General features: G+C 72.7%; 12 protein-coding genes. 2 read left to right on the top strand and 10 right to left on the bottom strand.

Annotation, left to right across the window (positions count from 1 at the left end; translation table 11 throughout):
* Positions 1–501: 501 nt before the first annotated feature.
* The 7 genes from pheA to AB0N17_RS07810 form a co-directional block, all read right to left on the bottom strand.
* A complete protein-coding gene (gene pheA / locus AB0N17_RS07840) occupies positions 502–1,434 on the bottom strand; it encodes a prephenate dehydratase (protein ID WP_366010275.1) in 933 nt (310 codons plus the stop codon).
* A gap of 107 nt (positions 1,435–1,541) precedes the next feature.
* Positions 1,542–2,822: an iron uptake transporter deferrochelatase/peroxidase subunit gene (efeB, locus tag AB0N17_RS07835; RefSeq protein ID WP_366010274.1), complete on the bottom strand. Its 1,281-nt coding sequence runs from the start codon at positions 2,820–2,822 to the stop codon at positions 1,542–1,544.
* An 8-nt stretch (positions 2,823–2,830) separates the two neighbouring features.
* Positions 2,831–4,828, bottom strand: coding sequence for a copper resistance protein CopC (locus tag AB0N17_RS07830; protein WP_366010273.1), 1,998 nt, complete (start codon positions 4,826–4,828; stop codon positions 2,831–2,833).
* A 13-nt stretch (positions 4,829–4,841) separates the two neighbouring features.
* Positions 4,842–5,303, bottom strand: coding sequence for a copper chaperone PCu(A)C (locus AB0N17_RS07825; RefSeq protein ID WP_366010272.1), 462 nt, complete (start codon positions 5,301–5,303; stop codon positions 4,842–4,844).
* A complete protein-coding gene (locus AB0N17_RS07820; protein ID WP_366010271.1) occupies positions 5,300–5,953 on the bottom strand; it encodes an SCO family protein in 654 nt (217 codons plus the stop codon). The genes AB0N17_RS07825 and AB0N17_RS07820 overlap by 4 nt, the downstream gene beginning before the upstream one ends.
* A gap of 92 nt (positions 5,954–6,045) precedes the next feature.
* Entirely contained in the window at positions 6,046–6,765 is a 720-nt protein-coding gene (locus AB0N17_RS07815) for a YcnI family protein (protein ID WP_366010270.1), read from the bottom strand.
* A gap of 150 nt (positions 6,766–6,915) precedes the next feature.
* Positions 6,916–7,788: a hypothetical protein gene (locus tag AB0N17_RS07810; protein ID WP_366010269.1), complete on the bottom strand. Its 873-nt coding sequence runs from the start codon at positions 7,786–7,788 to the stop codon at positions 6,916–6,918.
* Positions 7,789–7,977: 189 nt separating this feature from the next.
* Between AB0N17_RS07810 and AB0N17_RS07805 the strand changes: the two genes are divergently transcribed.
* The gene (locus AB0N17_RS07805) at positions 7,978–8,424 is read left to right on the top strand and encodes an ATP-binding protein (RefSeq protein ID WP_366010267.1); all 447 of its coding nucleotides are present in this window, start codon (positions 7,978–7,980) and stop codon (positions 8,422–8,424) included.
* 85 nt (positions 8,425–8,509) lie between these two features.
* Complete coding sequence (locus tag AB0N17_RS07800; protein ID WP_366010266.1) at positions 8,510–8,818, top strand: DUF4333 domain-containing protein; 309 nt, start codon at positions 8,510–8,512, stop codon at positions 8,816–8,818.
* Positions 8,819–8,861: 43 nt separating this feature from the next.
* On the opposite strand, the gene AB0N17_RS07795 is transcribed toward AB0N17_RS07800, so the two are convergent.
* The 3 genes from AB0N17_RS07795 to AB0N17_RS07785 form a co-directional block, all read right to left on the bottom strand.
* Positions 8,862–10,241, bottom strand: a complete 1,380-nt coding sequence (locus tag AB0N17_RS07795; protein ID WP_366010265.1) for a PLP-dependent aminotransferase family protein — start codon at positions 10,239–10,241, stop codon at positions 8,862–8,864.
* A 66-nt stretch (positions 10,242–10,307) separates the two neighbouring features.
* Positions 10,308–11,792, bottom strand: a complete 1,485-nt coding sequence (locus AB0N17_RS07790; RefSeq protein ID WP_366010264.1) for an aminopeptidase P family protein — start codon at positions 11,790–11,792, stop codon at positions 10,308–10,310.
* Positions 11,793–11,939: 147 nt separating this feature from the next.
* Positions 11,940–13,439: a PP2C family protein-serine/threonine phosphatase gene (locus AB0N17_RS07785; protein ID WP_366010263.1), complete on the bottom strand. Its 1,500-nt coding sequence runs from the start codon at positions 13,437–13,439 to the stop codon at positions 11,940–11,942.
* Positions 13,440–13,886: the final 447 nt, after the last annotated feature.

The raw sequence follows: 13,886 nt of genomic DNA, 5'->3' as shown, positions 1-13,886 counted from the left end.
TTATGGGTGAATTGCGCGGCGTGTCAAGGAAAAGCGTCTCACTCCCTGGGACGGGGCACCCTCCGGGCGACGGGTTGACCGGATTCCCTTGTGGAGAGCGGGACTTAGCGGTCTCGCTGTCCACAGGAATCCACACCTCCGCGAGAGTTATCCACAGGCTGTGTGGAAGGACTGTGGATTTCGGAATTGATCACTCCGGAACTCTCCACCGGACTGAGGAATTCCCGGGTCAAAGGTCGCCGACACCCGCTTTCGGGTGGAAAAAGGTCGCCCTAAAAGATGAACCAAAGGAAACGAGTGGACGAAGGGTGACCTGACGGACGGTGGCCCCATCGGGGACTTGTAGGGCGATTTGTCGACTGGCTCACACACCCTTGTCGACTTGTCCCCAGGTCGAGAAGCGGACCTGTGGATAACTTCTGTGGATAACGAAGATATGCAGGTAGTACTGACCGGAAGCAGCCTACGACCCCGCCGGAACCGGTCTCGAACCGCCCGCCTCTAGAACCGGCCGTCCTGGCAGCGCGCCACCCAGTCCGCCGCCCCCATGAACTCGCCGTCCGACGTGCCCGGCAGGGTCGGCCGGGCCTCGCCGGGGGTGATGTCGGCGCGCGGATAGGAACCGAGGAAACGCGCCTGGAGGCAGATCCGCTTCAGGCCCATCAGCGCCTCCGCCATCCGGCGGTCGGAGATGTGGCCCTCGGCGTCGACGCAGAAGCAGTAGTTGCCGATGCCCGCGCCGGTCGGCCGGGACTGCAGCAGCATGAGGTTGATGCCGCGGGAGGCGAACTCGCCGAGCAGGTCGCGCAGGCCACCGGGGTGGTCGTCCCGCTGCCACAGCACCACCGAGGTCTTGTCGGCGCCGGTCGGCGCGGCGGGCCGGGCCGGGCGGCCGACCAGCACGAACCGGGTCTGCGCGTTCTCCGCGTCGTGGATCTCGGTCTCCAGGGCCTCCAGACCGTACCGGGCGGCGGCGAACTCGCCGGCGAAGGCGGCGTCGTAGCGGCCCTCCTGGACCAGGCGGGCGGCGTCCGCGTTGGAGGCGGCCGACTCCCAGAGGGCGTCCGGGAGGTTCGTGCGCAGCCAGTTGCGCACCTGCGGCTGGGCGGCCGGGTGGGCGGAGACCGTCTTGATGTCCGTGAGCTTCGTGCCGGGCCGGACCAGCAGCGCGAAGGTGATGGACAGCAGCACCTCGCGGTAGATCATCAGCGGTTCGCCCGCGACCAGTTCGTCCAGGGTGGTGGTGATGCCGCCCTCGACCGAGTTCTCGATCGGCACGAAAGCCGCCTCGGCCTCGCCGGCCCGCACCGCGTCCAGCGCGGACTGCACCGATACATACGGGATCAGCTCGCGGGTGGCCGCTTCCGGAAGCGTGCGCAGGGCGACTTCGGTGAAGGTGCCCTCGGGGCCGAGATACGCATAGCTCGCTGGCATAGCCTCACCCTAATGGCCGCGGGGCGCCCGGGCCGAGGCGTCTCACCGGAGTCACCCGACCGTGTGGTTTGGGCCCGGAAAGCCCAGTAAGCCGGGTCAACCCCGGACTACCCCTCCAGCAGGCGCTGTCCCACGTACTCGCCCTTCGCCGCCCCGCCCGGCACCGCGAACAGTCCGCTCGCCTCGTGCCGGATGAACCGCGACAGCGCGTCGCCCCGGTCGAGCTTGCGCTGCACCGGTACGAAGCCGCGCAGCGGGTCGGCCTGCCAGCAGACGAAGAGCAGACCGGCGTCCGGTGTGCCGTCCGCGCCGAAGCCGTCGTGGTAGGAGAACGGGCGCCGCAGCATGGCCGCGCCGCCGTTCTGGTCGGGCCGGGTGATCCGGGCGTGCGCGTTGATCGGGACGGCGTACCCGCCCTTGGCGTCGGTCTTCTCCAGGTCCATCGCCGTCGTCTCGGCGCCCCCGGACAGCGGCGCACCGTCGGCCTTGCGGCGCCCGATGACCTGCTCCTGCGCGGTGAGCGACAGCTTCTCCCAGTCGTCCAGGAGCATGCGGATGCGGCGCACGACGGCGTAGGAGCCGTTCGCCATCCAGGCGGGGTCGCCCGTGGCCGGAACGAAGATCCGCCGGTCGAAGTCGGAGTCGGCCGGCTTCGGATTACGGGTGCCGTCGAGCTGGCCCATGAGGTTGCGGGCCGTCATGGGGTGGGGCGTGGCGCCCGGGGTGCGGTTGAAGCCGTTCATCTGCCAGCGGATCCGGGCAGCGCCGCCCGCGTCCTTCTGGATCGCGCGCAGGGCGTGGAAGGCGACCAGGGCGTCGTCGGCGCCGATCTGCACCCACAGGTCGCCGTCGCTGCGTGCCTTGTCGAGGTGGTCGGAGGAGAAGTCCGGCAGGGGGTCCAGCGCGCTCGGCCGCTGCTTCTCCAGGCCGGTCCGCGCGAAGAAGCCGTGTCCGAAGCCGAAGGTGACCGTGAGCGAGGAGGGGCCCGCGTCCCGGGCCACGTCGGTGTCGTCGTGCGGGGCGGCCTCACCCGCCATCAGCCGCTCGGCCGTCGTCGACCAGCGGCGCAGCAGGGCCGCCGCCTCCTTGCGGCCCGCACCCGCCACCAGGTCGAAGGCGGCGAGATGGCCGCGCGCCTGGAGTCCCTCGGTGATGCCGGGCTGATGTTTCCCGTGAAACATCGCCCGGTCGGAGCCCACGGAGGTCAGCGCGGTGGCCTGGGCGGGGGCGGAGGCATAACCCACGGCACCGCCGGCGGCGCCGAGGACGAGCCCGGTGGCACCGGCGGTGCCGAGCAGGGTGCGCCGGGAGATGCCGCCGCTGTCGGAGGCGGGTTCCGGCACGACGGACTCGGCCTTGCGCGCCTGAGGGACGGACTGGTCGGGCATGGTGTGGTTCAGCCGATCTGCGCGTTCTTGGAGACGGTCACCTGGTCGATGTCGGAGGTCCGCACAGTGACGGCGATCTTCCAGTCGCCTGCCATGGGGATCTGCACTCCGCTCGCCGACCAGTGGCCGGTCGTGATGTGGTCGGGGTTCACGGGGAGCGGGCCGATCTTCTTCGCCTCGAGGGTGAAGGAGACCTTCACCTCCGGGATGTCGAAGGCCCGGCCGTTGGGCCGCTGGACGTAGACGTGCATCTCGTTGCCGCCCACGCGCGCGGGGTCGAGGTCGATGCTGACCACGCCCTTGCCGTCGGTGCCGCCGGTGTCGAAGGGCATGTCCAGGGTGAGGGCGCCGTTCGAGGGGGTGGTGGCGGCGCTGGACGACGAGCTCGCGGCCCTGGCCTCCTGCTCGGTGCGGCCCGGCTCGGTCTGGGTCAGGGCGGTGGTGACGGCGAGGAGGACGATCGCGACGCCGGCCTCGGCGAACACCGAGCGGCGCAGCCCGAAGCGGTCGGGGTCGGCGTCCCGCAGCCGCTTCCGCCGGGCGGCGTCGACCGCGGCCCGCTGCCGGGCGAGCTGGTCGGCACGCCGGGAGTCGCCGTCGCCGGCCGCCTTGCCGGTACCGGACGCCTTGCCGGTGGCCGCCGCCTTGCCCGCGCCGGACGCCTTCGACGCAGACACCCGCGCCTTCTCGGCCGCCTCGGTCCGCTCGGCCTTGGCGCCCGTCTCCGCCGTCTCCGTCTTCTCCGTCTTCTTCGGCTTCCCCGCGGCGGCGACCGCGTCCCCCAGTCGTCCCGTCCAGCGCCGTGAGACCGACGCGACACCGATCAGCAGCGCCACCAGTCCGATCTTGACCAGCAGCAGCTGCCCGTACCGGGTGTCGGTGAACGCCGACCAGGAGCCGAGCTGGCGCCAGGACTGGTAGGTGCCGGTGGCGACCAGTGCGAGGACCGAGCCGAAGGCCAGGCGGGAGAAGCGGCGGACGGCGACGGCCTCGACCGGGGCCTCGGCGGGCGCCCGGTAGAGGGCGACGAGGAGGGCGGTGAGGCCGCCCAGCCAGGCGGCGACGGCGAGCAGGTGGATGACGTCGACGGGCATGGCGATGCCCGGCTGGAGCCCGACCGAGGCGTGCTCGGCCATCGCCCAGCTGGTGGCGAGCCCCGCCGCGACGACCACGCCGCCGATCGCGAGCCCGAACGTCAGGTCCCGCTTCTCCTCGCCCTCCTCGCGCCGGGTGTAGGCGCCGAACAGGACGGCGATGAACAGCGCGGCGGCGGCGAGCAGCAGCAGCCGGGAGACCAGCGCGGCACCGGTCTTGGTCTGCAGCACCTGGCCGAGCAGGTCGAGGTCGAAGACGTCGCCGACCTTCCCGGAGGTGGTGTACGAGCCGCGCAGGAGCAGCAGCCACAGAGTGGCCGCGGTGAGCGCCAGCCAGCCGCCGACGACCAGCCGCTGCAAGGCCCGTACCCCCGCGCCGCGCTGCCAGCAGGCGAGCACGAAGGCCGCGCCGCCCGCGAGCACGATGAAACCGGCGTACGACACGTACCGCCCGAAGGCGTAGAGCCAGCCGACCACCCCGCCGCCGGCCGCGGGGGCGTCACCGGAGACGACGGTCTGCGAGGGCGCCCCGACGGAGAAGGTGTAGGCGCCGGACACGGGATGGCTGTCCGCCGAGACGACCTGGTAGGTGACCGTGTAGGTGCCCTTGCCGAGGCCGCTCTTGAGCTGCACGGCGTACGTCGTCCCGCTCACGTTGGCGGGTGCGCCGGTCTGCACCGGCTTGCCCCTGGGGTCGAGGACGCGCAGGGAGTCGCCGTTCATCGCCACGTTCTCGGAGAACGTCAGCGACACCTGCGTGGGCGCCTGCTTGACCACCACCCCCTGTGCGGGGTCGCTGCCGGTCAGCGCCGCGTGCGCGGAGGCCGGTGAAGCGCCCGCCAGCAGCGCGCCGGTGACGGCGAGGAACAGCAGCAGCAGCGTGCGCAGGCGGGGGGTGATGGTCCGCGTCAAGGTGGTCCCTCCGTCAGTGGCCGGTCGACGGGTTGTACGTGGCGGACTTCACCGGCATCTCGACGGTGAGGGGCCCGGACTTGGCAAAGGTGAGTTTCACGGTGACCGTCTGGCCCTGCCTCGGCTTTCGCTTCAGCTTCTCGAACATCAGATGGTTGCCACCGCTTTTGAACACGAGCCGGCCGTGCGCGGGTATGGCGAAGGACGGCTCCTCCTCCATGGCCCCGCCCATGGTGCTGTGCATGGTCACCTGCCCGGCGACGTTACTGGTCACCGAGGTCAGCTCGTCCTTCGCCGCGCCCGTGTTGATGATCGTCAGGAAGCCGGCGGCCATGTCGGCGGAGACCGGCTGGGGCATGTATGGCCCGTTCACCGACAGGTCGGCCGCCGCGGATCCGGAGCCGGATCCGGAGCAGCCCGCGAGGGCGAGGGCCCCGGTGAGCGTCACCGCGGTCAGGACGGCACGACGCCTCACGGCTTGGCCCCCTCGACCAGCTTGGGCAGGTCCTTGGTGTAGTCGTCGACCGTGGCGTCCTCGCCGTAGAGGACGTACCCGCCGTTCGTCTTCGGCGAGAAGGCGATGACCTGGGTGCCGTGGACCGAGACGAGCTTGCCGTTCTTGTCCTTCGTCGTCGGCTCCACGGAGATGCCGACGGAGCGGGCGCCCGCCTCGACGGTGGCGAAGTCGCCGGTGAGACCGATGAACTGCGGGTCGATGCCCTTGAGCCACTTGCCCAGCTCGGCCGGGGTGTCACGGCCGGGGTCGGTGGTGACGAAGACGACCCGCAGGTCGTTCTGCTCGGCCTTGGGCAGCGCCTTCTTGGCGACGGCGATGTTGCTCATCGTCGTCGGGCAGATGTCGGGGCAGTGCGTGTAGCCGAAGTAGAGCAAGGTCGGGTGGCCCTGGGTCTCCTTGCGGAGGTCGTACTTCTTGCCGTGCGTGTCGGTGAGGACGAGGTCCGGCTTCTCGAACGGCTGGTCGAGGACGGTGCCCGCCTTGCCCAAGTCGGACCCCGCCGAGACGACGGTGACGGGCGACTTGGCGTCGTCCCCGCTGCCGCAGGCGGAGAGGGTCAGGGTGGCGGCGGCGAGCAGCGCGGCCGCGGCGAACGTCTTCTTGCGCATAGAAAAATGTCCCAGATGTGAGTACTCCGGCGCGCACCGGGGTCGTACGACAGCGTCGCACGACCCCCGTGCGCGGCCCGGAACGGTGCGGCTCAGGCGGTACGGCGGCGGCCCGCGAGGACGCCGTAGGCCACACCCGCGGCGCCGACGACGATGCCGACGATGCCGAGCACGCGCGCGGTGGTGTCGGTGTCGTGGGAGCCGGAGTCCGCGGCGGAGGCCTTCTCGGTGGTGTCGGAGGCGCCCTTGGCGCTCGCCGTGCCGGGGTGGTCGTCGGCCGCGGCGGACAGCTGCAGCACCGGGGCCGGGTTCTCCGGCTCGTCCTGGCCGGTCTGCGGCACCTCGATCCAGCGGACGGTCTCCTTGTCGGAGTACGTCTGGATCGCCTTGAAGACGAGCTGGTCGGTGTTGTCGGGCAGGGCGCCGAGGGAGAGCGGGAACTTCTGGAAGTAGCCGGGCTCGATGCCCTTGCCGTCGGCGGTCCAGGTGACCTGGGTGACGGCCTCGTCGATCTTCTCGCCGTGCATGGTCAGCGGCTTGGCCAGCTTGGACTTGGTGACCTTCGCGGTCCAGCCGGGGACCGGCTCGGGCATGACGGAGGCCAGCGGGTGGTCGGCCGGGAGGTTCACCTCGAGCTTGGTGGTCGAGGCGTCGTCGCGCTCGTTGGGCACCTTGAAGTCGACGACCGCGTAGCCGCCCTTGGCCGCGGCGCCCTCGGGCTGCACGGTGACGTGCGCGAAGGCGGGAGCGGCGACGGTGAGGACGGCGGTGCCCGCGACGGCGGCAGCGGCGGCGATACGAGAAGCCTTCATGGCAGGGAGTACTCCACTCCGTGTGTGATCCGGTGCTGAAGAGAGGTACGCGTGCGCGTGGTGGTGCCACTTGCGTGGCTGTGCGCACGCGCGCGTGCCGCGCGACGGCGGCCCCTCTCCCACCGGGGAGTGGCGGGCGGTCGCGTCGCGTCAGGCGGCGAGAGCGAGGGCGGCGGCGGGCGGGCCGCGCCGGATCACCGTGTGCTGGAGCGCGGTGGTGTGCGGGGCGGGCGTCTCGTCCCGGTCGATGCGGCGGACGGACGGGCCGGACCCGGTCGCCGGGAGCAAACCGGCGCACAGGGCGCGCGTCAGCGCGAGCGCGGCGCGCAGGGATCGTACGAGCGCCCCCTCCGCGACTCCGTGCGCCGACAGTTCGATCAGCCGGAGCAGGGCCAGGTCGCCGCGGCGCAGCAGCCAGCCCGCCGCGAGGGCCGCGAGGACGTGCCCGAGCAGCATCGGCAGCGACGGCAGCAGCCCGGCGGAGGAGCCGGTCGCGTCCTGCGCGTGGGACAGGGCGGGCGAGCCCACCGCCCGGCCGGAGGGGTCGATGAGGTGCGCGTTCAGGAGCAGGTGGTAGGCGTGCCCGGGGGTGAGCATGGACGGGCTGGACCCGCACACCAGCCGGGCGGCCCGCTCGACGAGCGCGCTGTCGGTGAGCGACGCCGCGTGCATCGGGCCCATGGACCCGTTCGCGCCCATGGGGCCCATCGGCCCCGCCGCCATGCCGCCGCCGGCCATCGCGGTCCCGTGCTGGCCCAGCCCGAACAGGGTGTGCAGCACGGTCTGGCCGAGCGCGAGGAGCGCGGCGATGCCCGGCAGGGAGCGGGCCCGCCCCGTGAGCGGTGCCACGAGCAGCAGGGAGCCGAGGAAGCCCGCGCCGAGCGTCCACAGCGGCACGCGCGCGCAGGAGGCCAGGGTGTGCCCGGCCGCGGCCAGCACGACGCAGACCGCGGCGAACACCGCGGCCCGCAGGATCCGGAGCCCGGCTCCGGGACGCGTCGTGCGCGCGTGGGGGGCAGTCATGGCGGGGCTCATCATCCCACTGCCCTTACCGGCGTCCTACGGCAGGGCGCCGCACGCGCCCCCCTCATACACCGATTCCTGCCGGCGCGCATCGGCTGTCCGGGCGGAGCCCCGCCCACAGAACGCTTACGGGCCCCTACGGGCGGCAATACGTAACGGTATGTCGAGCCGCGGCCAGGAGGCTGGAGCATGAGCATCTGGTGGTCACTCCATCTGCGCCGCGAGGCCGCGAGCGTGCCGCTCGCCCGGCGGCTGCTGATCGGCACGATGGAGACGGCGGGCGTCGACCCGGAGATCTCCTACGACCTGTCCGTCGCCCTGAGCGAGGCCTGCGCGAACGCCGTCGAGCACGGCGGGGGCCCCACGCACGGAGGTTCCTCGGAGGCGTACCGGGTCACCGCGTACCTCGACGGGGAGAAGTGCCGTATCGAGGTGACCGATTCGGGGCCCGGCCTCACCCGCGTCCCGGACCTGCGGCCCCCGCGCGCGGAGGCCGAGCACGGCCGCGGCCTGTGCCTGATCCGGGAGTTGGCCGATCACGTCCAGATCGGGGCCAAGCCCGGCCGGGGCGGGACGGTGGTCAGCTTCGACAAGATCCTCAAGTGGAAGAAGGATCCTTCACTGCTCACGGCCTGACGGCACACGTGCCGAGTGGAGTTCACGGGCAGGCGCGGCGAAGACCACAACCCGTGGGCCCGCAGCAGTGCCGATCCTCTCGGCCGTGGCCGCCGGTGTGCTGCTCGCCGGCTGCTCGGCCTCGGTCAAGGTGGGCGCGTCCGAGCCGAAGCTGTCCCGGGAGAAGCTGGCCTCCACGGTCTCCGCGAAGCTCGCCGCCGCGACGGGCCGGCCCAAGCCGCACGTCACCTGTCCCGAGGACCTCGCGGGCAAGGTCGGCACCACCACCCGGTGCACACTCACCGCGGACGACGGCAGCACCCTGGGCGTCACGGTCAGGGTGACCTCCGTCGAGGACGGCCGGATCCACTTCGACTTCAAGGCCGACGACAAGGCTTCTCCGGCCGCCGGCTGACCCGCGCTCCCCGGCCCGCCGCCCTCCCCTCGCCCCTGCGGGGTCACCGGCCGGTGCCGAGCACCTCGGCCAGAACCTCGAGTGCCTCCGGGTAGGTCCGCTCCCGGGGTGTGCCGTAGCCGACGACCAGGCCCTGGGCGCGGTCGGGGGCGGGGGCGGGGGCGTGCCAGTGGGTGCCGAGGGCGCCGACGGCGAGGCCCGCCGCCTCCGCGCGGGCCAGGACCTCGGCCTCGTCGGGCACGTCGATCAGGGCGTGCAGCCCGGCCGCGATGCCCCGGACGCCCCGGTGCGCCCCCAGCCGGTGCAGGAGCTGGTCTCGCCGCCGCCGGTAACGCAGCCGGCACGCGCGTACGTGCCGGTCGTAGGCGTGACTGTCGATCAGCTCGGCGAGGGCGAGCTGCCCGATGGTCTCGGTGTGGTGGTCGCTGTGCAGCTTGGCGTCGGCGACCGCGTCGACCAGATGCGGCGGCAGCACCATCCAGCCGAGGCGCAGCGCGGGGCCGAGCGTCTTGGAGGCGGTGCCCAGGTAGACCACCTGGCCGGGGGCCATGCCCTGCAGGGCGCCGACCGGCTGCCGGTCGTAGCGGAACTCGCCGTCGTAGTCGTCCTCGACGATGAGGCCGCCCCGCGCGCGGGCCCAGTCGGTGAGCGCCCGCCGCCGCTCCGGATGCAGGGTCACGCCGGTCGGGTACTGGTGGGCCGGGGTGACCACCACCGCGGCCGCCTCGCCCAGCTCCTGGGCACGCACCCCGCGCGCGTCGACCGGCACCGGCACCACCGTCCCGCCGTTGTGCCGTACGACGTCCCGGTGGAACGGCAGCCCCGGGTCCTCCATGGCGACCGTGGAACCGTCCAGCACGCGCGTGAGGAGCGCGAGGCCCTGGATGTACCCGGAGGTGACGACGATCCGCTCCGGGGGCGCGAGCACCCCGCGGGCCCGTCCGAGGTACCCCGACAGCGCGGTGCGCAGTTCGATCCGGCCGCGCGGGTCGCCGTAGTCGTACGCCAGCGACGGTGCCGAGGCGATGGCGCGGCGCAGCGCCCGCAGCCACGCCGCGGCCGGGAACGCGCCGACGTCCGGGCTGCCGGGACGCAGGTCGAAACGGGGGGCACGCGCGCGTGCGTCGCTCCGGGGCGACTCCGTCTCCGGGGACGGCGGCAGGGCCGCGACCCGGGTGCCGGAGCCCTGGCGCGCGGTCAGGTACCCCTCGGCCACCAGCTGGTCGTACGCCGCCTTCGCCGTCCCCCGTGACACGCCGAGGTCGGTCGCCAGGCGCCGGGTGGCCGGCAGCCGGGTGCCGGGGGCGAGCCGCCCGTCCCGGACGGCGTCCCGCAGCGCCCGCTCCAGCCCGGCCCGGCGGCCGTCCGCCGAGTCCGGCTCCAGATGCAGGTCGACGCCGACACCGGACCAGAAGTCGTCCACGAGAACCCTCCCCCTAGGCACACGAATGGCCGGGCACCACCCGGGTGCCCGGCCATCAGTCTCGTATCAGCCCTTCAGCGACGCCATCCACGCCTCGACCTCGTCGGAGCGGCGCGGCAGACCGGCGGAAAGGTTCCTGTTGCCGTCCTGCGTGACGAGGATGTCGTCCTCGATGCGGACGCCGATGCCCCGGTACTCCTCCGGGACCGTCAGGTCGTCGGCCTGGAAGTACAGGCCCGGCTCGACGGTGAGCACCATGCCCGGCTCCAGCGTGCCGTCGACGTACGTCTCGGTGCGCGCGGCGGCGCAGTCGTGGACGTCCATGCCGAGCATGTGACCGGTGCCGTGCAGGGTCCAGCGGCGCTGCAGGCCCAGCTCCAGGACCCGTGCGACCGGGCCCTCGACCAGGCCCCACTCGACGAGCTTCTCGGCGAGCACGCGCTGGGCGGCGTCGTGGAAGTCGCGGTAACCGGCGCCCGGCTTCACGGCCGCGATACCGGCCTCCTGGGCCTCGTACACGGCGTCGTAGACCTTCTTCTGGATCTCGCTGTACGTGCCGTCGACCGGCAGCGTGCGCGTGACGTCCGCGGTGTACAGGGTGTGCGTCTCCACGCCCGCGTCGAGCAGGAGGAGGTCGCCGGAGCGGACCGGGCCGTCGTTGCGGACCCAGTGCAGGGTGCAGGCGTGCGGGCCGGCCGCGCAGATGGAGCCGTAGCCGACGTCGTTGCCCTCCACGCGCGCGCGGAGGAAGAACGTGCCCTCGATGTAGCGCTCGGACGTGGCCTGCGCCTTGTCCAGGACCTTCACGACGTCCTCGAAGCCGCGGACCGTGGAGTCGACGGCCTTCTGCAGCTCGCCGATCTCGAAGTCGTCCTTGACCAGCCGCGCCTCGGACAGGAAGACGCGCAGTTCCTCGTCGCGCTCGGCGGTGACCTTGTCGGTCAGGGCGGCCTCGATGCCGGCGTCGTGACCGCGCACCACGCGGACCGGGCCGGTGGCCTCGCGGAGCCGGTCGGCCAGCTCGCGCACGTCGGAGGCGGGGATGCCGTACAGCGCCGCGGACTCGGTGAGGGAGTGGCGGCGGCCGACCCACAGCTCGCCCTGGCCGGAGAGCCAGAACTCGCCGTTCTCGCGGTCGGAGCGGGGCAGGAGGTAGATCGTCTCCTCATGGCCGTCCGCGGTGGGCTCCAGGACCAGGACGCCGTCCTCGGTCTGGTCGCCGGTGAGGTACGTGTACTCGACGGAGGAGCGGAAGGGGTACTCGGTGTCGTTCGAGCGGGTCTTCAGGTTGCCCGCCGGGATCACCAGGCGCTCGCCCGGGAAGCGGGCGGAGAGGGCGGCACGGCGGCGCGCGGTCTCGGCGGCCTGCGGGATCGGCTTCAGGTCACGCAGCTCGGTGTCGGCCCAGCCGGACTTCATGTTCTCGGCCAGCTCGTCGGAGACGCCCGGGTACAGGCCGTTCTTCCGCTGCTTGATGGGCTCCTCGGCCTCGGTCTCCGGGCCCTCTGCGGTAGCAGAGTCGGGCACAGCCGGGTTGAGCTCGTCGGACACGTGATCCTCCTCGATACGCCATGTGATCTCCCCCGGGGCCCGCGACGCTCCTGCTTGTGGCCGAGCGGGGACCTCCATCATCGTACGGTCGTACCAGGAGCGGGCGGGGGCCGGATGCCCTGTTATGCCCGGTCATTACAGGTGGGCTCAGTCGAAGCGGGCCGCCAGCAGCACCACGTCCTCCTCGCTGTCGGCCGCGTCCAGGCCGCCCGGCAGGACCGTGCGCAGCACGTGGTCGGCCACGGCGCCGGGGTCGTGGCGCACCACGCGCGGGATGCTCGCGGCGGCGGCGTGCAGCCGGGCGAAGGCCCGGTCCATCGGGTCGCCGGTACGGTGCAGCAGCCCGTCGGTGTAGAGCAGCACCGTCTCCCCGGCCTCGGCCTGGATCTCCACGCTGGGCGCCTCCCAGCAGGCGAGCATGCCGAGCGGCGCGGAGACCGAGGTCTCGGCGAACTCGGTGCGCCGCTCGCCGATCAGCAGCGGCGGGCTGTGGCCGGCGCCGGCCAGGGTGACCTTGCGCAGGGCGGGCTCGCAGTAGGCGAACAGGGCGGTGGCCGAGCGGGCGGGCTCGGTCAGCCGCAGCAGCAGCTCCAGGTCGGACAGGACGGCGACCGGGTCCTCGCCCTCCATCACCGCGTACGCGCGCAGGGAGGCGCGCAGCCGGCCCATGGCGGCGACGGCGCTCGGGCCGGATCCGGTGACCGAGCCGACGGACAGGCCGAGCGCGGCGTCCGGCAGCGGCAGCGCGTCGTACCAGTCGCCGCCTCCGCGCGGGCCGGTGCGGTGCCGGGCGGCGAGCTGGACGCCGGCCACCCGGGGCAGCCGGGAGGGCAGCAGCTCCTCCGTGAGGGTCGCCACACGCGCGCGTGTGCGGTGCACCTCCAGCAGCCCGGCGAGGTGCTCGGTGGCGTGGCGGACGTAGAGGCCGGCGAGGTGGCGCTGCCGCTCGTGCGGCTCGGCGGGTTCGTCGTAGAGCCAGACGGCGGCGCCGAGGCGGCCGGCGGAGTCGGTGGCGAGGGGGAGCGCGTAGCTGGCGGCGTAGCCGAGGCGGGCGGCGACTTCGCGGTGCCGGGGATCGAGGCCGTCCTCGGCGAGCAGGTCGGGGTGGACGATCTCGCCGGTGCCGGCGGTGTCGTAGGGCAGGGCGCCGCGCGGGACGGTCTCGATGTGGCCGAGGTCGGCGCGGCCGAGGCCGAGGCCGAGGGTGGTGCGGGGGCCGAGGCCGTCGGCCGGTTCCAGGACGACCAGGCCGCGGCGGGCGCCGACGAGAGCGGCTCCGGCCCGCAGCAGCTCGTGCAGGGCGGGGTCGAGCGCGTGCGTCCGGGAGAGGCGCTCGGTGAGTTCGTGGAGGGTCGTGAGGTCCGAGACCCAGCCGGCCAGCCGGTCCTGGAGGACGGTGCCGGGCGCGGGGGCGTTCGGGGCGGGGACGGCAGCGGCGCCGGGGGCGGGGGGTGCGGGCGCGACAGTGTGTGCGGGCGTGGGAACCGTGGGATCGATTCCGGCCACTTTCGGAGGGTGCGGGGCGTTCATGGCGTCCGGCCCTGAGACCGGCGCGTAGTGCTGAAAAGCATCGCAAACCCCCATGTGATTCTGCGCCGCTAGCAGTGTCTCCACATGTACACGCACTCGTAAGGGGATGTCCAGCATTGTCCTGCGGGGATTCCTGGTGTCCGTGGGGCGCGGGAGGGTTTCTCCCGAACCCCTTGCCTTACTGCCAAGTTGGCTGAAAACTGCCTCAGGTATCGGCTCATTGCGGTCGACTGGCCTAGCTCGACGGAGCGTCACAGCGGTCGTGATGGGTACGTACTCGGTGAAGGCCAGGGGTGGTTGGGGGCTACCCGGAACCTGGCGACGGACCCGGGCGTCATAGCCACCGACGGCCGAGCCCCATCCTCCCGTGGCGGAGGCGGAGAGAACCACGCGCGACGCAAAACGCCAGACTTCGCCACCCCCACGCCGCAGCCGTGCTTTTGACAGACGCACTACGGACGCGGACGCGGCCCCTGCTCGACCCCGTGGGGTTCCCCCTGGCGTGCACAGGGGCGTGATGCGCCAACAGGTACGCACAGTGAAGTGACCGACACATGGTGTGAT

Origin of the sequence: Streptomyces sp. NPDC051133 (assembly GCF_040682635.1) — a bacterium.
In the GTDB taxonomy this organism is placed as follows: Bacteria; Actinomycetota; Actinomycetes; order Streptomycetales; family Streptomycetaceae; genus Streptomyces.
Note: the sequence above shows the minus strand (reverse complement) of the source record. Positions and strands in the feature narration are given on the sequence as shown.

Bases quoted from the DNA above. Each gene is read 5' to 3' on its own strand.
- AB0N17_RS07785 (WP_366010263.1), bottom strand. From the start codon at position 13,439: ATGCTGGACATCCCCTTACGAGTGCGTGTACATGTGGAGACACTGCTA.
- AB0N17_RS07810 (WP_366010269.1), bottom strand. From the start codon at position 7,788: ATGACTGCCCCCCACGCGCGCACGACGCGTCCCGGAGCCGGGCTCCGG.
- AB0N17_RS07815 (WP_366010270.1), bottom strand. From the start codon at position 6,765: ATGAAGGCTTCTCGTATCGCCGCCGCTGCCGCCGTCGCGGGCACCGCC.
- AB0N17_RS07805 (WP_366010267.1), top strand. From the start codon at position 7,978: ATGAGCATCTGGTGGTCACTCCATCTGCGCCGCGAGGCCGCGAGCGTG.
- pheA (WP_366010275.1), bottom strand. From the start codon at position 1,434: ATGCCAGCGAGCTATGCGTATCTCGGCCCCGAGGGCACCTTCACCGAA.
- AB0N17_RS07820 (WP_366010271.1), bottom strand. From the start codon at position 5,953: ATGCGCAAGAAGACGTTCGCCGCGGCCGCGCTGCTCGCCGCCGCCACC.
- efeB (WP_366010274.1), bottom strand. From the start codon at position 2,822: ATGCCCGACCAGTCCGTCCCTCAGGCGCGCAAGGCCGAGTCCGTCGTG.